This window comes from Pseudomonas sp. Irchel s3b5 (genome assembly GCF_900187435.1).
Classification (GTDB): domain Bacteria; phylum Pseudomonadota; class Gammaproteobacteria; order Pseudomonadales; family Pseudomonadaceae; genus Aquipseudomonas.
Window position 1 is genome coordinate 22,467 of record NZ_FYDY01000013.1, and the last position, 18,444, is coordinate 40,910.

An 18,444-nucleotide genomic window follows, 5' to 3' on the forward strand; every position below is an offset into this window, starting at 1 on the left:
GGGGCTTCAATGAGTTCGAAGGGTAGTTTCGGAGGGCGCTGCAGAGTCAACTACCCGGATGGGTAGAAGGGTGGTTTTACTGGCGAAGATCCAGTAGACCATCGCGTAACGCTGCGCTGATGGCGGCAGAGCGGCTCTCTACCGAGAGCTTGCGAAAGATCTGCTTGAGGTGGAATTTTACAGTGTTTTCAGAGACACCTAATGCCATGGCGATGGCTTTGTTCGATTGGCCGTCAGCCAAAAGTTCTAGTACGTGCAGCTCCTTGCCACTGAATTGCGCCCGTGCGCGCACTGGATGAGCTCGCCAACCACGCAAGCGTGTCATAACCATTGCCATACCCGGAAACGGCTCTGGTATTTGTTCTAATACCGGCAGTAATCCGGGACCGATCTCAAGAAGCAGTCCAGTCAAATCGTTTTGCAGGATTGGCCTCAAAACGTGCTTTACGTCCTCTGTGCTGAACTCTCCTTGGGATTTATGCCCTGCGAGTAGTTCCATCAGATGGATACGCCAAACAGGCAAAAGCAACCCCATGTTCATCAAAGCTTCAGCGTCTTGCTTCAAGCGTGCGCATGCTGACGCCGATGCGCCAACTGCCAATTGCAGTCTAGCGAATGCCAACGCAGCAGCTTCGCGGCAACGCCAGTCTTGTGTATCCGACTGGCAATCCAGCCCAATCGCCAGCGCTTGTTGACGAGCCTGGGTCACAAGGCCGCACTGAGTGAGTAGGTCTACCCGCCAAAGAACAACCAACCGGGAGAGTCTGAATAGGTGTCGTTCCTTCGCAAGCTGTTCAACTTTTTCCAATAACGACAGCGCTGGTTGCAAGCCGTGAGTACGCATGAGGGTGCGCCACGAAACCTCGGCAGTAGCAGCAAAAACGTCGAGCCAACCGTCAGTATGTTCCAACGAATCCCAGCCCTCCTGTATCCATGGCTGAGCTTCAACCCATGAACCCTGCCAATACAAATGCTGAGCCTTGAAGCATCCAACGACGGCTTTCAATGAGCTCTCACTGCCGAAATTTTCCTCTGCCATGGCCAGCGCTTCATCGACAACCGCTCGTGAATTGACAATTTTTCCGCCTAAAGCCAAGGCTTGTGCCTCGTGAATCAGACAAAAGTTTTCACCAAGGTGACTTGTCACAAGCCGCATCCGAACTCGCGCCTTGCGGGAGGAGTCGAGTGCATCATTCAGACGTCCATGGGCCAGCGCGGCGAGGGCGCTTACACATTGCAACGTAGCCATTCCCAATACTTCATGAGCGTGACCTGGTCCTTGATCAATAATCTGAGTTATCTCTCCATTGATGTTTTCAAACTGATCAAAGTACGCTTGTGAGAGCGCTCGAATAACAGTGAAATCCCGTTCCAAGCGTGGGTCACCGCAAACTGCCACCTGCGCCAGACTCAGCAACTGCGCAGACAATTCAAAGTCGCCCAATTTGGCGTGAAGGTAGGCCTCAACTAACAACAGATCAGGTTCACTTCGCCGAGTCGGGGCATCAAATTGCTTGAGCAGACTTTGGGTATAACGAATACCTTTACGCAGGACCAACTCCCATCCACCAGCATCAACAATCAGTTTGACGGCAAGTGGGATGTCTTGGGCATTCATGGCATGGGAGACGGCTAGCACCCAGTCGGTTCGTTCGGCCAGCCAAAGTGCTGCTGCGCGGTGAATGCGCGCGGCCAGATCGGCCTCTAGGCGTGGTCTCAGAAACTCTGTTAGCAAGGCGTGGTAGCGGAACCAGTGTCGCTGGGCATCCAGAGGGATTAGCAGGGCCTCTACATGCACGAGTTGGGCGAGTAATGCCGCACTGTCGCTACGACCGCGTACAGTGTTGGCCAGATCGGCATTAAAACGCTCCAGCGGTGACGTCTCGATGAGAAACTCACGGCACTCTTCGGATAATTCTTTGAAAATCTGCTCGGCTAGGTATTCCGCTACGTCGCCCACGCTTCCTGAAAAGGATTGCAACCCATACAGCGAGCCCGACCCTCCCATTAGCCAGAGTTTGGCTAATTGCACCGCGACCGCCCAGCCCTCAGTTTTTTCATGCACTCGGGCCATATCCGCCAATTGAACGCCCCCGCCCCCTAACAGGTTTTGGGATTCGTCCAATGACAGTACTAACTCCCCCGTAGAGATTTCATGAACTAACCCCCGAGCCTTCAGCTTTGCAAGTGACCAGTCCGGTCGACTGCGGCTGGCGATCACCAGGTGTAACCACTGGCTGCCTCTTTCTAGGAGGGTTTGCAAAACCTCGTCAACCGGCCCTCCAGCTACCAGATGATAGTCATCGATTATCAGGACCGTACATCGTCCATCACCTGCTAGCTCTTGTAGCAAAGAGGAAATGGTTTTTTGCGGGTATATGTCCAGCGTCTGATTTGCCGCGAGCGTGCTCAGGCTCTTCAGTTCAAGCCCGGCTGTTTCCAAGGCCATTATCAAATAGGCCAGAAAACGGTTAGCTTCACCATCAGCCTCATCCAGTGACAACCAAGCTACTGTAGCTGCGCTTGGTTGCCTTAGCAGCGATTCGCGCCATTGCATCAGCAAAGTAGTCTTACCGAAACCTGGTGGGGATATCAGCAGCGTCAATGGCACATGGGCATGCGCACGCAGAGCTTCTAGTAGAGCCGTACGAGGAACAGACTCGAGTAATGTCTGCGGCGGAGCTAATTTACCCACCCACATCCATGCATTTGAAGAGCTCAGCTGAAACGGCAAGTGATTCATAAGCTGGTCGCACTAGGGACAATACGTCTGTCCAATTCTTATACCAGTAAAGCAAGTGATTGTCTTTTTTAGAGAAAACGTCGCGTCTCACTCCGAAGGCAAGATAAAAAATGCGCCCAGAGATCGAAGCCTGAGGCAGTTTTATAAGCAATGCAGCTTACCCATTTAATTTTCCCTGTCGTCCTTTTTGTCCCCCCACTTGTCCCCCCACTTCATCGTCGGATGAGGTCAAATGGCGTTGAACACCATCGGACAGGGGAACACCTGAAATGCCCGTGATAGCTAGGCTATCGGCAGGATTCTTGGATGGAATAGGTTTATTTCGGACAATTAAAAAGCCGGCTTGTGGCCGGCTTCTCGGGGACTGGCTTGGATCATTTTTGGTAAACCGCGCCAGCCTTCAAAACGTACACCCGGATCTTGCGTCCGGCTGTGGGACCTGGCGAGAAAATCATCTGCCGGGCCGGGGCGATCTGAACCGCGAGGCGGGTCGATGCGCAAATGTGGGGCGGAGCATACGCAAGTTTGGCGAAAATTCCCAGCAGGAAGTGCCATTCAGAGCCGTTCGGCCATTTGGGCTGATGGCCGAGGGCTGTGTTCTGTCGGCTTAGAGAAACGGTACCGGTGGCCGGCGTTTGTTCAAGGTGGACCACCAGAACACCCATCCCAATACTCTGATGTTTTGTTCTTCGATTTGTGCCGCCCTGAAGATTTCATCCGGGTATTCGTCACGGTTGTGGCTGCGTAAGCGCAGCGAATTACCCGGCAGTCGGTGCAGGTATTTGATGCGCAGCATGCCGTCATGTTCGATGGCGTAGATTTCACCATCGATGATCTTGGTCAGCCCGCGGTCGATCGCCAGGGTTGAACCGTCTTCGATTCTCTCGGCCATGCTGTTGCCGCTCATGAGGGCACAGATGGCGTCGGCGTGATTGATTTCCAGCGAGTCGAGATGGCTGCGGGGCAGGCGAATCAGGTTTTCGCTATCTTCGACAACGTGGGTTTTGCCGGAGCCAGGCGCCGTTACCACTTCCTTGAAGAAGCGCAGTTCGACATCGACGGGTTCGAGCACCGTGTAGACGCCGCGGATGGCCTGGGCGTCGAAGGTGTTACCTGACTCGTCGAGCAGGCGCAGGTGTTTGGCGTCTTTCGGGCCTTCACCGGTTCTCAGCCATTCGCTGTTGACGGACAGTTTTCTGGCGACTTCTTCCATGTAGTGGGCAGGCACGCCGCGAAAGTACCAGTTATGGACTCGTTGCGGTGCGGTATCCAGGAATTCGGCAAATCCCGTGGTGGTGATGTTCGCTGCCTTGAGCAGCGCTTTAAAGCGAGGGCCGCTAGTGTTCTTTTTCATAAACACGAGTCTACTGGCGGCGGGTGGGGGTTTGAATAAACGACTCGTTCAAAATTCGAGGGAAATTTACGACCGGATGTAAGACGTCTTTGAGGAAATTTAAACAAAAACAAACCTTCTCGATTTGTCGTTACACGAAGTGTTTAAAGTGCTTTTCCAGCACCCACAAAAAACCCCGGATCACCCGGGGTTTTTCTTGCCGCTGGACGCTAATAGCGTCAGCTGCTCTTAGCCTTTGTAGGCTGCAACCGACTTGGTGATCGCGTCGCGGGCGGCATCTGCGCCGGCCCAGCCTTCGATTTTCACCCATTTGCCTTTTTCGAGATCTTTGTAGTTCGCGAAGAAGTGCTCGATCTGCTGGATCAGCAGGGGTGGCAGGTCGGTGTATTCCTTCACGTCGACGTACAGCTGGGACAGCTTGTCGTGTGGAACAGCGATAACTTTGGCATCGCCGCCGCCGTCGTCGGTCATGTTCAGGATGCCGACCGGACGGGCGCGGATCACCGAACCTGGAGCAACCGGGTAAGGGGTTACGACCAGCACGTCGAGGGGGTCACCGTCGTCAGCCAGGGTGTTCGGGATGTAACCGTAGTTGGCCGGGTAGAACATTGGGGTGGCCATGAAACGGTCAACGAACAGGCAATCGCTGTCTTTGTCGATTTCGTACTTGATCGGCGCGTGGTTGGCCGGGATCTCGATCGCGACGTAGATGTCGTTCGGCAGGTCTTTGCCAGCCGGAATCTTGCTGTAGCTCATTGGGCGTTGCCCCCGTTAGTTGACCAAAAACACTTGGCCGGATTGACCAAAAAGTGGCGGCGATTATAGGCATATTCCTACGGCGACGCCACGTACCAGAGGTCGTGTAGACCTTAGTCGTGTGCCTGATAGACCGGATCATGCGACTGAAGTTGCTTCAATCTACCGAGCGGGTCCTGGCGGTAGAAAAGCTTCAACTGCTCATAGACCTGTGGATAAGCCTCATGCAGCAAGTCCGGGGCACTGAAGAAGTATTCGCTGGTCACGGCAAAGAACTCGGCCGGATTTTCCGCGGCGTAAGGATCGATGGCGGTCTCGGCGTCCGGATTGCGATCCAGTTGGCGGTCGAGGTCATCGTAGGCCGCCTGCATGATTTCGGCCCAGTCACTGACACGCATGTCGGCGTGCAGCGGTGGCAGACCATTGGCGTCGCCGTTGAGCATGTCGAGTTTGTGCGCCAGTTCGTGGATCACCAGGTTGTAACCTTCCCAACCACCGCTGGCCATTACGCCGGGCCATGCCAGGATCACCGGGCCCTGCTGCCAGGCTTCACCGCTGTGCTCGCCGTCCCATTCGTGCTCGACGCCGCTGGCGTCGCGGTGGCGCTGGGGGCTGAGGAAGTCGTCCGGGTACAGGATGATTTCGTGGAAACCCTGATACCAGTTCAAGTCGCCAAGGTTCAGCAGAGGCCATTGCGCCTGGGCGGCGAGCAGCAGGCGCTGTTCCTGATGCAGTTCCACGCCGGGCAGGGCGGTCAAGTGTTTGTCTTCCAGAAACAGCACGCATGCTTCGCGTAACCATTGGTCTTCGGCGGCGCTGATGCCGTCGAGAAACCTCAGGTGCTGACGCACCCGCTGCCATACGTCATTGGCAATCGGGTGCCTGGCCAGGATGCGCTGGCGACGCCAGGCGCTCAGGGACCACATCGAAAATCAGCGCGGGTGGGCTTTGGATGCGGCGTTGCCGAAGCGGCTGCGCACAATGCCAATGATCATCGGCACCAGCGACAGCAGGATGATGCCAACCACCAGCAGCGAAAGGTTCGACTTGATGAACGGCACGTTGCCGAAGAAGTAACCGAGGGTGACCAGGCCACCGACCCACAGGATGGTGCCAAAGATGCTGAAGGCGAAGAAACGTGGGTACGGCATTTTTGCCACACCGGCGACGAATGGTGCGAAGGTACGGATGATCGGGAGGAAACGCGCCAACGTCACGGTCTTGCCCCCGTGCTTGTCGTAGAAGTCGTGGGTTTGTTGCAGGTAGTCGCGGCGGAATATTTTCGAGTTCGGGTTGCTGAACAGTTTTTCGCCGGCCGTTCGTCCGATCACATAATTGGTGCTGTCACCCAGAATCGCTGCAAGCATCAGCAGGCCGCCCAGCAGCACCGGGTCCATGCCGCCACCGGCCGCCACGGCGCCAGCGATAAACAGCAAGGAATCGCCAGGCAGGAAGGGCATCACCACCAGGCCGGTTTCACAGAAGATCACCATAAACAGAATGGCGTAGATCCATGTCCCGTAGTTGGTCACGAGCATGTCGAGGTACACGTCGAGATGCAGGATGAGATCGATCGGGTTGAAATCCATGGAAAGCACCTGTGGTAAGCGGGCCGAGGCTATGGCCTGTGCGGATGACTTCGCGAAAGCCTACAGACGGGTGTAGTTTTTCTTACAAGCCGGAAAAGGTCGGCATTATACGGGCCGAACGGTGAAAAGCGCGTCGAGATTGTAGCGGGGCATGTCGATAGGGAGACCGGAAGTCTGGTGACAATTAATAACTCCCGATAAACACCTGCAAGCGACGTACTAAAGATCTGGAGTTGGCTGCCAGGGGAAAATTCCATTGGCTGGATTGTCGGCTGTATGGCAGCCGAACAGGGCGGGCCTCTTTTGCGCAGAGACCCGCCCCGCTGGCACGAACTTACAGTTCGTCGCTGATCGGCAAGATATAGTTCTTGAACTCGGTATCTTCCTTGAATCCGATGGACTCATAGGTTTTCTGTGCAACTTCATTGTCGCTGCTGGTGGAAACACGCATGCGTACGGCATTGGTTTCCTTGGCCATTTTCTTCGCGGTGCGGATCAGGTTGTCGGCCACCAACTGGCGGCGGGCATCTTCTGCAACGTAGATATCGTTGAGGATCCATACGCGTTTAAGCGATAGCGAGGAGAAGCTTGGGTACAACTGACAGAAACCCATCAGTTTGTTGTCATCGGACAAGGCCAGGTAAATCACTGACTCCTTGCGGCGCAGGCGTTTTTCGAGGAATGCCCGAGACGAGTCCGGATAGGGCAGGGAACCATAAAACTCGCGATATCGGACGAACAAGGGGGTCAACAGGTCCAGGTGTTCGAGGGTCGCTTGGATAATCCGCATGATAAGTCTCGTCTGCAAGTGGCTGTCTTACGTCTTTGACGGCGACGGGAAACTCTGGCGGCCGTGAATCGATCCTGCCTCAAACCGGAATGTAAACGCAATGCAGAAACGGTTCACATCTTCGGAGGATTCAGTAGGAAATTGCTTTTCATGTCGGTGCCTGTGTCCGACTCCAGCGTGTGAACCTGTGCTTCGTCCTTCAGGTTAACCCCCGACAACTGCCGTCGGCAGGCTTCCCGCATCAAGTACAGCAAACGGTGTGCCGCCATGCCGTAACTCAGGCCTTCGAGCCGGATATTGGAAATGCAGTTGCGCCACGCATCCGTCAGGCCGACCTTCGGGTTGTAAGTGAAATACAGGCCAAGGCTGTCCGGCGAACTGAGCCCGGGGCGCTCTCCGATCAGTATCACGGTCATTTTCGCGCCCAACAGTTCGCCGATTTCGTCGGCGACGGCCACGCGGCCCTGTTCTACCAGGATAACCGGGGCGACAGACCAGCCCTCGGCTGACGTCTGCTCCTCGAGACGTGCCAGAAACGGCAGGCTATGGCGATGGACGGCCAATGCCGACAGACCATCGGCGATCACGATCACAAGATCCACACCGCCAGGATGGGCCGTAGCGTATTCACGCAAGGTCTGCGCCGACGCATCACTGAGTTTTCGCCCCAAATCGGGGCGTTGCAGATAAGTGTTGCGATCAGGTGCCGCACTCTGCAGCAGCAGGCTCTCGCGGCCACGATCGGCCAGTTGCGCGCTGAGCGCCGCATGATCAAACGGCAAGTGCACCGCGTCCCTCGCCTGGGCGTGAGCGTATTGAAAATCCAGTTGAGCGCGGGTGGGGATGCTGGTGCCGGTGCGACCCAGGGCAATCCGGGCGGGCGTCAGCCGGCGCAGTTCCAGCCATGGATTGTGCGGATCGAAGGGTAGTTTATCCATGTCGACGTTCATCCCAATTGCGCCAGGGCCTGGCGGAAGGCCGGTGGCAGATTATTACCGAACAGAACCCTGCCGTCCGGCTGGGTGAAAATGCCTGTTTTCGCCAGCCACTGCTCGAACTCCGGCGCAGGCTTGAGCCCCAGCGTCTGGCGGGCGTAGAGCGCATCGTGGAACGAAGTGGTCTGGTAGTTGAGCATGATGTCGTCGGAGCCTGGGATGCCCATGATGAAGTTGATCCCGGCGACACCCAGCAGGGTCAGCAGGGTGTCCATGTCATCCTGGTCGGCCTCGGCGTGGTTGGTGTAGCAGATGTCGCAGCCCATTGGCACGCCCAACAGCTTGCCGCAGAAATGGTCCTCGAGACCGGCGCGGATGATCTGTTTGCCGTTATAGAGGTATTCCGGACCGATGAAGCCTACGACGGTGTTCACCAGAAACGGATTGAAATGCCGCGCCACCGCATAGGCCCGGGCTTCGCAGGTCTGCTGATCGACCCCGTGATGGGCGTTGGCCGACAGGGCGCTGCCCTGGCCGGTTTCGAAATACATCAGGTTCTGCCCGAGTGTGCCGCGATTGAGGCTCAACCCGGCGTCGTAACCTTCCTTGAGCACGTTCAGGTTGATGCCGAAACTGGCGTTGGCGGCCTCGGTCCCGGCGATCGACTGGAACACCAGGTCCAGTGGCACGCCACGATTTACGGCTTCAATCGACGTGGTGACATGGGTCAGCACGCAGGCCTGAGTCGGAATTTCGTAGCGCTGGATGATCGCGTCGAGCATCTCCAGCATGGCGCAGATTGAGGCGATGCTGTCGGTGGCCGGGTTGATGCCGATCATTGCATCGCCGTTACCGTGCAACAGACCGTCGAGAATGCTAGCAGCGATACCGGCGGGTTCGTCGGTCGGGTGGTTGGGTTGCAGGCGAGTGGACAGGCGGCCGCGAAGGCCGAGGGTGCCGCGAAAGTGGGTGACCACGCGGATTTTTTGCGCCACCAGGACCAGGTCCTGTACACGCATGATCTTCGACACGGCGGCAGCCATTTCCGGGGTCAGGCCGGGGGCGAGTGCGCGCAGGCTCTGTTCGTCGGCGGCGTCGCTGAGCAGCCAGTCGCGGAAGTCCCCGACAGTGAGATGACTGACGACCGCGAAGGCCTGTTGGTCATGGGTGTCGATGATGAGTCGGGTGACTTCATCGGTTTCATAGGGAATCAGCGCGTCCTGCAGGAAGTGGCTCAGCGGGATGTCCGCCAGCGTCATCTGCGCGGCGACTCGTTCGCCATCATTGAGCGCCGCGATGCCGGCCAGAAAATCGCCGGAACGTGCCGGGCTGGCCTTGGCCATTACATCCTTGAGGCTGTCGAATCGGTAGGTCTGGGCGCCGACGGAATGGGCATATGTCGCCATGGGGCGGTGTCCTCCGGATCAATTTAAACGCGGTCTGCTTTTCTGTGGGAGCGGGCCTGCTCGCGATTGCCGTCTTGCACCCGCTAAATGTGCCACACCTCCATCGCGAGCAAGCTCATTCCTACAGGGGACCGCGTGCACTTCAATAATGCAGGCGCCGGGCAGCGGGCCCGACGCGGGTGCATCAGATACCTTCGAGCATAGCGTCTGCCGGTGCCTCGGAACGCTGCCTGGCGGTCAGCTGGAAATACAGGTAACCGGCCACCATGAATCCGAGGAAGACCAAACCGATCAAGGTGTTGAACCACGCCATCGCCACCAGGCACACCACCGCCAGGAACAGCGCAATACCCGGCACGATCGGATAACCCGGTGCACGGAAGGTGCGTTCCAGATTCGGTTCGGTTTTACGCAGCTTGAACAGGCTCAGCATACTGATTATGTACATCACGATGGCGCCGAATACCGACATGGTGATCATTGCCGCCGTCAGGGTCATGCCTTGCAGGTTGACCAGTCCATCGCTGTAAATCGCCGCGATACCGATGACGCCGCCGGCCAGGATCGCCCGGTGCGGGGTCTGGAAACGCGAGAGTTTGGCCAGCCCGCGGGGCAGGTAACCGGCGCGAGCCAGGGCAAAGAACTGCCGCGAATACCCGAGAATGATGCCGTGAAAACTCGCCACCAGCCCGAACAGACCAATCCACACCAGCATGTGCATCCAGGTCGAATCGTTGCCGACCACCGCTTTCATGGCCTGGGGCAGTGGGTCGTTGATGTTGGAAAGCTGACGCCAGTCACCGACGCCGCCCGCCATGATCATTACACCGATCGCCAGGAACACCAGGGTCAAAATGCCGCTGACGTAGGCCCTGGGAATCGTGCGTTTCGGATCCTTGGCTTCTTCGGCCGCCATGGCTGCGCCTTCAATGGCGAGAAAGAACCAGATCGCGAAGGGAATGGCGGCGAACATGCCGGGAATCGAGCCCATCGTGAATTCGTTGGCACCTGACCAGCCATTGAGCACGAAATTACTGAAGCTGAAGCCCGGCGCGACCACGCCCATGAACACCAGCAGCTCGGCGACGGCCAGTACGGTGACCACCAATTCAAAGGTGGCCGCGATGCTGACGCCGAGAATGTTGAGGGTCATGAATATGAAGTAGGCGCCCACTGCGGCGAGCTTCGGGTCCAGTTCCGGATATTGCACATTAAGGTAGGCGCCGATGGCCATGGCGATGGCCGGTGGCGCAAAGACAAACTCGATCAACGTGGCGATGCCGGCGATCAATCCACCTTTCTCGCCAAAAGCCCGCCGGCTGTAGGCAAACGGCCCGCCAGCGTGGGGAATCGCGGTAGTCAGCTCGGTGAAGCTGAAGATGAAACAGGTGTACATCGTCGCCACCATTAATGCAGTGACGAGAAAGCCTAATGTGCCTGCGGTGCCCCAGCCGTAACTCCAGCCGAAGTATTCGCCGGAAATCACCAGGCCGACGGCAATGCCCCAGAGATGCAAGGTGCCGAGTGTGGGTTTGAGCTGTGTGGAAGAAGTAGTCATAAGTCCTCTCTTTTTTTTCGATCTTTTGGACTTTCGGGGACGACGGGATGGTGAAAATCCTGAATGACGGGTACGCAAGGCCCGTGCCAGAGCGGCCAGCCTTTGGTGTTGTGTCATTTAGGACGCCATCGCCGGCAAGCCGGCTCCTACAGGTTTACGCGGTCTGTAGGAGCTGGCTTGCCAGCGATGGACTCACCTCATTTCAGGAGGGGTTAGAAGAAGCCCAGCGGGTTGATGTCGTAGCTCACCAGCAGGTTTTTGGTCTGCTGATAGTGGTCGAGCATCATCTTGTGGGTTTCACGGCCGACGCCGGATTTTTTGTAGCCACCGAACGCGGCGTGCGCCGGGTACAGGTGGTAGCAGTTGGTCCACACGCGACCGGCCTTGATGGCGCGGCCCATGCGGTAGGCGCGGTTGATGTCGCGGGTCCAGAGACCGGCACCCAGGCCGAACTCGGTGTCGTTGGCGATGGCCAGGGCTTCGGCTTCGTCCTTGAACGTGGTGATGCTCACCACCGGGCCAAAGATTTCTTCCTGGAACACACGCATTTTGTTGGTGCCCTTGAGCAGCGTCGGCTGGATGTAATACCCGCTTGCCAGATTGCCCTCGAGTTTTTCCACCTTGCCGCCGGTCAACAGCTCGGCACCTTCGCCCTTGGCGATTTCCAGGTACGAAAGGATCTTGTCGAATTGCTGCTCGGACGCCTGGGCGCCGACCATGGTGTCGGTGTCCAGCGGGTCGCCACGCTTGATTTGCTGGACCTTCTTCATCACCACTTGCATGAATTCGTCGTAGATCGATTCTTGCACCAGTGCACGGGACGGACAGGTGCAGACTTCGCCCTGGTTGAAGAACGCCAGCACCAGCCCTTCAGCAGCTTTCTCGATGAAGCTCGGTTCGGCTTTCATGATGTCTTCGAAGAAGATGTTCGGCGATTTGCCACCCAGCTCCACGGTGGACGGAATGATGTTTTCGGCGGCGCATTTCATGATGTGCGAGCCGACCGGGGTCGAGCCGGTGAAGGCAATCTTGGCGATGCGTTTGCTGGTCGCCAGGGCTTCGCCGGCTTCTTTGCCGAAGCCTTGCACGATGTTCAGTACGCCGGGTGGCAGCAGGTCGCCGATCAGTTCGATCAGCACGGTGATGCCCAGCGGAGTTTGCTCGGCAGGCTTGAGCACCACGCAGTTACCCGCGGCGAGGGCTGGGGCAAGTTTCCACGCAGCCATCAGGATCGGGAAGTTCCACGGGATGATTTGCCCGACCACGCCCAGTGGTTCATGGATGTGATAGGCCACGGTGTTGCCGTCGATTTCCGCAGCACTGCCTTCCTGGGCACGGATGCAGCCGGCGAAATAGCGGAAATGGTCGGCGGCCAGCGGGATGTCGGCGTTGAGGGTTTCGCGAACGGCTTTGCCGTTGTCCCAGGATTCGGTGATTGCCAGCAGTTCGAGGTTCTGTTCGATGCGGTCGGCGATTTTCAGCAGCACCAGCGAGCGCGCCTGGGCGGACGTGGCGCCCCAGGCATCGGCAGCGGCGTGGGCGGCGTCCAGGGCTTTGTCGATGTCTTCGGCCGTGGAACGGGGGAATTCGGCAATCGGTTGGCCATTCACTGGCGAGGTGTTGGTGAAGTACTGACCTTTGACAGGCGCGACGAACTCGCCGCCGATGTAGTTACCGTATTTGCTCTTGAACGAAACGATAGCGCCTTCAGTACCGGGGTGAGCGTAACGCATGGTGGTTTCTCCTGGCTTTTGTGCTTATTAGGGAGGCGCGCATGTGCGCTTGTTATAAGCGTAGAGCAAGGGGCGGGCCAGTGCCGTGCAGGGCAGGCAAATCAAGGCCTTGCGAGTTTTTTGTCGGACGGGCGGGTGGTGCCTGTGACGCTTTCGGTACAGTCCGGGTGACACTTTGTACCGCTTGTGGCACAGCTTGTGATCACCAGGTCTTGCAGGCATTGCAATGCGGGCCGGGCAGGAGGATGCTCGGCCGCAGGTGCCGCGTGACGTGAATAGTCTTTTTTGTGGCGAGGGGGATTGCCCTCGTTGGGTTGCGAAGCGGCCCCAGAAAAAAGTACCTCAATTTCCCGGGTTCACCGCGTACAACGGATTTACGACTGCTGCGCAGCCGAACGGGGGCAATCCCCCTCGCCACAAGGAAAATGTTTGCAGTTGCTCTCGTGGAGAATAATAAGAAATGCACGACAACCATTTGAGTCGCCATGCCCGGCAAGTGCTGACCGTGACCCAGGGCAAAGCCCATTTGCACGGTCCCGGCAGCGATCCGTCCATCGCCCGCTCCTGGCTGCGCTGCCTCGAGGATTATCACCTCGACCCGGCCCTGACCATGGCGCCCACGGTGCTGGAACATGGCTGCGTCCTCGAAAGCCGCGAACGCTTGCAGCAAGTGCTGCACATCGCCGGCAATGAAATGACCAGCCTGCATCAACAGCTCTCCGGTGCCGGCCATGCGGTGCTGTTGACCGATGCCCGCGGTGTCATCCTCAACTGTGTGACGGCCCCGGCCGAACGCAAGATCTTCGAACGCGCCGGGCTCTGGCTCGGTGCCGACTGGAGTGAATCCTGCGAAGGCACCAACGGCATCGGCACCTGCCTGGTGGAGCGCCAGTCGCTGACCATTCATCAAGACGAACACTTCCGTGGACGCCACACCGGCCTGACCTGCTCGGCGAGCCCGGTGTTCGATCCCCATGGCGAACTGCTGGCGGTGCTCGACGTGTCGTCGGCGCGGCGCGATGTCTCGCGGCAAAGTCAGTTTCACACCATGGCGCTGGTCAATCTGTCGGCGAAGATGATCGAGAGCTGCTACTTCCTGCGCTGCTTCGACAATCAATGGTTGCTGCGTTTTCATTTGCAGGCCGAGTCCGTCGGTTTGTTCAGCGAAGGGTTGCTGGCGTTCGACGGAGAAGGGCGGATCTGTGCGGTCAACCAGAGCGCGCTGAACCTGCTGGGACACATTCGCGGCGGCTTGCTGGGCAAACCCGTGGAGGCCTTTTTCGACTGTACGCTCGATGAGCTGCTGGGGCGCGCGAGCATCGATGCCAACGCCAGTTGGCCGTTGCGCACCCGTGACGGGCGCAGGCTGTTTGCGGCATTGCGCGGTCAGGCTCGCGGTACTTCGGCGCCCATTGTGCAGCGTTCGGTGGCCGTGCCGCGTGCGCCGCTGGCCGATATCTGCCTGGGCGATGCGGCGTTGCAGGAAAGTTTCCGCAAGGCCCTGCGGGTCTACGAGCGGGACGTGCCTTTGTTGGTCAACGGTGAAACAGGGTCCGGCAAGGAGGCTTTCGCCAAAGCCGTACACCGGGCGAGTCAACGGGCGGATAACGCCTTCGTCGCGCTCAACTGCGCGGCCATCCCCGAAAGCCTGATCGAAAGTGAGTTGTTCGGCTATCGCGGCGGCAGCTTCACCGGTGCCCGCAAGGAAGGCATGCGCGGCAAGTTGCAGCAGGCCGATGGCGGAACTTTGTTCCTCGACGAAATCGGTGACATGCCCCTGGCCCTGCAGACACGGTTGTTGAGGGTGTTGGAAGATCGTCAGGTGGTGCCGATTGGCGGGGAGCCGGAATCGGTGAACGTGCGGATCATCAGCGCCACTCACCGTGATTTGCTGGAACGGGTGCAGGACGGTGGTTTCCGTGAGGACTTGTATTACCGCCTCAATGGCTTGGAAATCGCACTGCCGGCACTGCGTGAGCGAACGGATAAATCCCAGTTACTGGACTTTTTGCTGGCCGAGGAAGCGGGTGGGGAAACCGTGCTGATTGATGAGCCGGCGCGTGAGGCCCTGCTGGGATTCGCCTGGCCGGGCAACGTGCGGCAATTGCGTAATGTGCTGCGTACGTTGGCCGCGTTGTGTGAGGGTGGGCGGATCGGGCTGGAGGATTTGCCGGCGATGATTCGTTCGGCGCGGCCGGCGGTGGTGCAGGCTATCGACGAGCCGTCCGAGCATCCGCTGGAGGATGCCGAACGGCTGGCGCTGTTGAATGCACTGGAGCATACGCGGTGGCACATGACGCATACGGCGGAGCAGTTGGGGGTTAGTCGCAATACCCTTTATCGCAAGCTGCGCAAACACGGTATCGCCCGCTAATTGGCACGATGACCTGTAGGAGCCGGCTTGCTGGCGAAGGGCGATCTTGCGATTGCTTCGTCAGCAAGCCGGCTCCTACAGGTTTTGCACTGAGCACAATCGAAACAAGAGTGCGAATTTCCCCTCCCTACGCTAACCTGCGGCCATGTTTTACGAGGTCGACTATGCACATTCATATTCTGGGTATCTGCGGGACTTTCATGGGCTCGATGGCGGTTCTGGCCAAAGAGCTGGGCCATCATGTGACGGGCTCCGACGCCAACGTCTATCCACCGATGAGCACTCAGCTGGAGGCTCAGGGGATCGAGCTGACCCAGGGTTACGACCCGGCGCAACTCGATCCGGCGCCCGATCTGGTGGTGATCGGCAACGCCATGTCCCGGGGCAACCCGGCTGTGGAATACGTGCTGAACAAAGGCCTGCCTTATGTTTCCGGCCCGCAATGGCTGGCCGATCATGTGCTGCAAGGTCGCTGGGTGCTCGCCGTTGCCGGTACACACGGCAAGACCACCACCAGCAGCATGCTCGCCTGGGTGCTGGAGCACGCGGGCATGAGTCCCGGCTTCCTGATCGGCGGCGTGCCGCAGAACTTCTCGGTGTCGGCGCGTCTGGGCGATACGCCGTTCTTCGTCATCGAAGCCGACGAGTACGACAGTGCGTTCTTCGACAAGCGTTCCAAGTTCGTTCACTACCGTCCGCGCACGGCCATCCTGAACAATCTTGAGTTCGATCATGCTGACATCTTCCCTGATCTGCCGGCGATCGAGCGGCAGTTCCATCACCTGGTGCGGACCATCCCGAGCGAAGGCCTGGTGATTCATCCGACCACCGAACCCGCGTTGCAGCGTGTCATCGAAATGGGTTGCTGGACTCCGGTGCAGACCACCGGCGTCGGCGGTCAGTGGCAGGTCAAGTTGCTCAGCGAAGATGGCTCGAAGTTCGAAGTGATGTTCGAAGGCGTCGCCCAGGGTGTGGTCGAGTGGGACATGACCGGCCAGCACAACGTGGCCAACGCACTGGCGACCCTGGCTGCCGCACGCCACGTCGGCGTGGTGCCGTCCATGGGCATCGCCGCGTTGAGCGCTTTCAAAAGCGTGAAGCGCCGGATGGAAAAGGTCGCGGAAGTCCGTGGCATCACCATTTACGACGACTTCGCTCACCATCCGACGGCCATCGCCACTACCCTTGACGGTCTGCGCAAGCGTATCGGCGACGCACCATTGATCGCGATCATCGAGCCGCGCTCCAACTCCATGAAGCTCGGCGCGCACCGTGACGGCTTGCCGGAAAGCGTGGTCGATGCCGATCAGGTGATCTGGTATGCGCCGGCCAACCTCGGTTGGGACCTGGCGGGCACTGCGGCGCTGTGCACCGTGCCGTCGATTGTCAGCGATTCGCTGGAAGGCATCATCGAACGCGTGAAGAGCCAGGCTCAGCCGGGCACCCACGTGGTGATCATGAGCAACGGCGGCTTCGGCGGCTTGCACGGCAAGCTCGCCGAGGCGCTGAAATGAACAACGGCCCGGACCGCATCACGCTGGCGATGACCGGCGCATCCGGCGCTCAATATGGTTTGCGTCTGCTCGACTGCCTGGTGCGGGAAGACCGCGAAGTGCACTTCCTGATCTCCAAGGCGGCGCAACTGGTGATGGCCACCGAAACCGACGTCACGCTGCCGGCCAAACCGCAGATGATGCAGGCCTTCCTCACCGAGTACACCGGCGCTGCCGCCGGGCAGATTCGTGTGTATGGCAAAGAGGACTGGATGTCGCCGGTGGCTTCGGGCTCCGGCGCTCCGGCGGCGATGGTTGTGGTGCCTTGCTCCACCGGCACCTTGTCCGCCATCGCTACTGGCGCTTGCAACAACCTGATCGAGCGGGCCGCCGACGTGACGCTCAAGGAGCGCCGCCAGTTGATTCTGGTCCCGCGTGAAGCGCCGTATTCGAGCATTCACCTTGAGCACATGCTCAAGTTGTCGAACATGGGCGTGACGATCCTGCCGGCGTCGCCGGGCTTCTATCATCAGCCGCAAACCATCGACGACTTGATCGACTTCGTCGTCGCACGGATTCTCAATCTGCTGAATATTCCCCAGGACATGCTGCCGCGTTGGGGTGAGCATCATCTGACCAGCGATGAATAAGCTGTTGGTGATGGTGCTGGCGTTACAACTGGCCGGATGCGCCACGGTACGAACGCTGGATGCGGCCAAGCCGGGCGCGCCGGTGGTGTACTCAGGGACTCGCCTGGATTTGTACGCCATGAACGGTGGTTGCTGCGCCATGGACCGGTTCGGTGCCGAAGCACCGGGTTATCCCGGCGTTGACCTGCCGGCCAGCGCATTGCTCGATACGCTGTTGTTGCCACTGTCGTTGTTGACGGTGCTCGGTGTCAGCTATCAGGCCACGGGTGGGTTGTAGGGGGAGCGCTTTGTGGCGAGGGGGCTTGCCCCCGTTCGGCTGCGCAGCAGTCGTAATCCCGCGCGACGCAGCACTCCGGAATACGCGAAGAGGGCCGCTTTGCAGCCCAACGGGGGCAAGCCCCCTCGCCACAGATCCGTGGTTTACTTGCCTAACTTACGCAACTCATCCGATTCGACCACCCGCACGCCATCCTGCTCTTCCAGCGCCAGGCGCCACATTGCGCGGGCCAGTTGGCAGGCTTCGATGCCGTGGTATTTGCCGGGAATCAGCCGCGACAAAGGTCCGGCGAGTTTTTCGCCCAGGCGTGGCTCGGTGCGTTCACCCAGCAACAGCGAAGGACGGCAAATGGTCAGCTGCGGCCAGTCCTGCGCGCGCAGTGCGTGCTCCATCTCGCCTTTGACCTTGTTGTAGAAAATCGAGGATCTGCGATCGGCGCCCAGAGCACTGATCACGATCAGGTGCCGTGCACCCATCTCCCGTGCGCGTTTGGCAAAGGCCACGACCATGTCCAGGTCCACCGCACGGAACGCCTCTTCCGAGCCCGCCTGTTTGATGGTGGTGCCCAGACAGCAATAGGCGATGTCGACACGGCCGTTCAGCTGCGGCAGAAACACCGTCGGGTCGCCGACCGGGTTTTCAAGATGGGGATGCTTGGCCAAAGGCCGGCGTGAAGGCGCCAATACCCGGGCAATCGTGGGTTCGTTAAGCAGGCGATCAAGCAGGTGCTCACCGGTCAACCCGGTGGCACCGGCAAGCAATACGTGCTGAGGCGTCAAGTACATA

The 18,444-nt window shown here is 58.8% G+C and carries 15 protein-coding genes; 4 read left to right on the plus strand and 11 right to left on the minus strand.

Going from position 1 to position 18,444, the window contains the following annotated elements; genetic code table 11:
- Nucleotides 1-76 precede the first annotated feature (76 nt).
- The 10 genes from CKW15_RS15395 to CKW15_RS15440 all read right to left on the minus strand — a co-directional run bounded on the left by CKW15_RS15395 (nt 77) and on the right by CKW15_RS15440 (nt 12,864).
- Entirely contained in the window at nt 77-2,743 is a 2,667-nt protein-coding gene (locus tag CKW15_RS15395; protein WP_095057280.1) for a LuxR C-terminal-related transcriptional regulator, read from the minus strand.
- 607 nt (nt 2,744-3,350) lie between these two features.
- On the minus strand, nt 3,351-4,097 hold the full coding sequence (locus tag CKW15_RS15400) for a helix-turn-helix transcriptional regulator (protein ID WP_095057279.1): 747 nt from the start codon (nt 4,095-4,097) through the stop codon (nt 3,351-3,353).
- A 228-nt stretch (nt 4,098-4,325) separates the two neighbouring features.
- Entirely contained in the window at nt 4,326-4,853 is a 528-nt protein-coding gene (ppa, locus tag CKW15_RS15405; protein ID WP_008052339.1) for an inorganic diphosphatase, read from the minus strand.
- Between the two features lie 113 nt (nt 4,854-4,966).
- A complete protein-coding gene (locus tag CKW15_RS15410) occupies nt 4,967-5,779 on the minus strand; it encodes a zinc-dependent peptidase (protein WP_095057278.1) in 813 nt (270 codons plus the stop codon).
- Between the two features lie 6 nt (nt 5,780-5,785).
- The gene (locus CKW15_RS15415; RefSeq protein WP_095057277.1) at nt 5,786-6,442 is read right to left on the minus strand and encodes a DedA family protein; all 657 of its coding nucleotides are present in this window, start codon (nt 6,440-6,442) and stop codon (nt 5,786-5,788) included.
- Nucleotides 6,443-6,776: 334 nt separating this feature from the next.
- On the minus strand, nt 6,777-7,232 hold the full coding sequence (locus tag CKW15_RS15420) for an N-acetyltransferase (RefSeq protein WP_095057276.1): 456 nt from the start codon (nt 7,230-7,232) through the stop codon (nt 6,777-6,779).
- Between the two features lie 113 nt (nt 7,233-7,345).
- A complete protein-coding gene (eutC, locus tag CKW15_RS15425; RefSeq protein WP_095057331.1) occupies nt 7,346-8,170 on the minus strand; it encodes an ethanolamine ammonia-lyase subunit EutC in 825 nt (274 codons plus the stop codon).
- 8 nt (nt 8,171-8,178) lie between these two features.
- Nucleotides 8,179-9,573, minus strand: a complete 1,395-nt coding sequence (locus CKW15_RS15430; protein ID WP_095057275.1) for an ethanolamine ammonia-lyase subunit EutB — start codon at nt 9,571-9,573, stop codon at nt 8,179-8,181.
- A gap of 184 nt (nt 9,574-9,757) precedes the next feature.
- Nucleotides 9,758-11,131, minus strand: coding sequence for an ethanolamine permease (gene eat, locus CKW15_RS15435; RefSeq protein ID WP_095057274.1), 1,374 nt, complete (start codon nt 11,129-11,131; stop codon nt 9,758-9,760).
- A 212-nt stretch (nt 11,132-11,343) separates the two neighbouring features.
- Nucleotides 11,344-12,864 (minus strand): aldehyde dehydrogenase family protein, encoded by a 1,521-nt coding sequence (locus CKW15_RS15440; RefSeq protein ID WP_095152360.1) that lies wholly within the window; start codon nt 12,862-12,864, stop codon nt 11,344-11,346.
- 460 nt (nt 12,865-13,324) lie between these two features.
- Here CKW15_RS15440 and CKW15_RS15450 point away from each other — a divergent pair, with 460 nt between their 5' ends.
- The 4 genes from CKW15_RS15450 to CKW15_RS15465 all read left to right on the plus strand — a co-directional run bounded on the left by CKW15_RS15450 (nt 13,325) and on the right by CKW15_RS15465 (nt 17,658).
- Nucleotides 13,325-15,238, plus strand: coding sequence for a sigma-54-dependent Fis family transcriptional regulator (locus CKW15_RS15450; protein WP_095152361.1), 1,914 nt, complete (start codon nt 13,325-13,327; stop codon nt 15,236-15,238).
- 164 nt (nt 15,239-15,402) lie between these two features.
- Nucleotides 15,403-16,752: a UDP-N-acetylmuramate:L-alanyl-gamma-D-glutamyl-meso-diaminopimelate ligase gene (mpl, locus tag CKW15_RS15455; protein ID WP_095057271.1), complete on the plus strand. Its 1,350-nt coding sequence runs from the start codon at nt 15,403-15,405 to the stop codon at nt 16,750-16,752.
- On the plus strand, nt 16,749-17,381 hold the full coding sequence (ubiX, locus tag CKW15_RS15460) for a flavin prenyltransferase UbiX (protein ID WP_095057270.1): 633 nt from the start codon (nt 16,749-16,751) through the stop codon (nt 17,379-17,381). Before mpl ends, ubiX begins: the two co-directional genes overlap by 4 nt.
- A complete protein-coding gene (locus tag CKW15_RS15465) occupies nt 17,374-17,658 on the plus strand; it encodes a YceK/YidQ family lipoprotein (RefSeq protein WP_095057269.1) in 285 nt (94 codons plus the stop codon). Before ubiX ends, CKW15_RS15465 begins: the two co-directional genes overlap by 8 nt.
- Nucleotides 17,659-17,801: 143 nt before the next feature.
- Here the strand turns inward: CKW15_RS15465 and CKW15_RS15470 are convergent, their stop codons facing one another.
- On the minus strand, nt 17,802-18,443 hold the full coding sequence (locus CKW15_RS15470) for an oxidoreductase (protein WP_095057268.1): 642 nt from the start codon (nt 18,441-18,443) through the stop codon (nt 17,802-17,804).
- Nucleotide 18,444 lies beyond the last annotated feature (1 nt).

Excerpts from the sequence above, each read along its gene's own strand:
- CKW15_RS15430 (WP_095057275.1), bottom strand. The coding sequence starts at position 9,573 with ATGGCGACATATGCCCATTCCGTCGGCGCCCAGACCTACCGATTCGAC.
- mpl (WP_095057271.1), top strand. The coding sequence starts at position 15,403 with ATGCACATTCATATTCTGGGTATCTGCGGGACTTTCATGGGCTCGATG.
- CKW15_RS15400 (WP_095057279.1), bottom strand. The coding sequence starts at position 4,097 with ATGAAAAAGAACACTAGCGGCCCTCGCTTTAAAGCGCTGCTCAAGGCA.
- CKW15_RS15470 (WP_095057268.1), bottom strand. The coding sequence starts at position 18,443 with ATGTACTTGACGCCTCAGCACGTATTGCTTGCCGGTGCCACCGGGTTG.
- CKW15_RS15415 (WP_095057277.1), bottom strand. The coding sequence starts at position 6,442 with ATGGATTTCAACCCGATCGATCTCATCCTGCATCTCGACGTGTACCTC.
- ubiX (WP_095057270.1), top strand. The coding sequence starts at position 16,749 with ATGAACAACGGCCCGGACCGCATCACGCTGGCGATGACCGGCGCATCC.
- CKW15_RS15450 (WP_095152361.1), top strand. The coding sequence starts at position 13,325 with ATGCACGACAACCATTTGAGTCGCCATGCCCGGCAAGTGCTGACCGTG.
- CKW15_RS15440 (WP_095152360.1), bottom strand. The coding sequence starts at position 12,864 with ATGCGTTACGCTCACCCCGGTACTGAAGGCGCTATCGTTTCGTTCAAG.
- eutC (WP_095057331.1), bottom strand. The coding sequence starts at position 8,170 with ATGGATAAACTACCCTTCGATCCGCACAATCCATGGCTGGAACTGCGC.
- eat (WP_095057274.1), bottom strand. The coding sequence starts at position 11,131 with ATGACTACTTCTTCCACACAGCTCAAACCCACACTCGGCACCTTGCAT.
- CKW15_RS15410 (WP_095057278.1), bottom strand. The coding sequence starts at position 5,779 with ATGTGGTCCCTGAGCGCCTGGCGTCGCCAGCGCATCCTGGCCAGGCAC.
- CKW15_RS15420 (WP_095057276.1), bottom strand. The coding sequence starts at position 7,232 with ATGCGGATTATCCAAGCGACCCTCGAACACCTGGACCTGTTGACCCCC.
- ppa (WP_008052339.1), bottom strand. The coding sequence starts at position 4,853 with ATGAGCTACAGCAAGATTCCGGCTGGCAAAGACCTGCCGAACGACATC.
- CKW15_RS15465 (WP_095057269.1), top strand. The coding sequence starts at position 17,374 with ATGAATAAGCTGTTGGTGATGGTGCTGGCGTTACAACTGGCCGGATGC.
- CKW15_RS15395 (WP_095057280.1), bottom strand. The coding sequence starts at position 2,743 with ATGAATCACTTGCCGTTTCAGCTGAGCTCTTCAAATGCATGGATGTGG.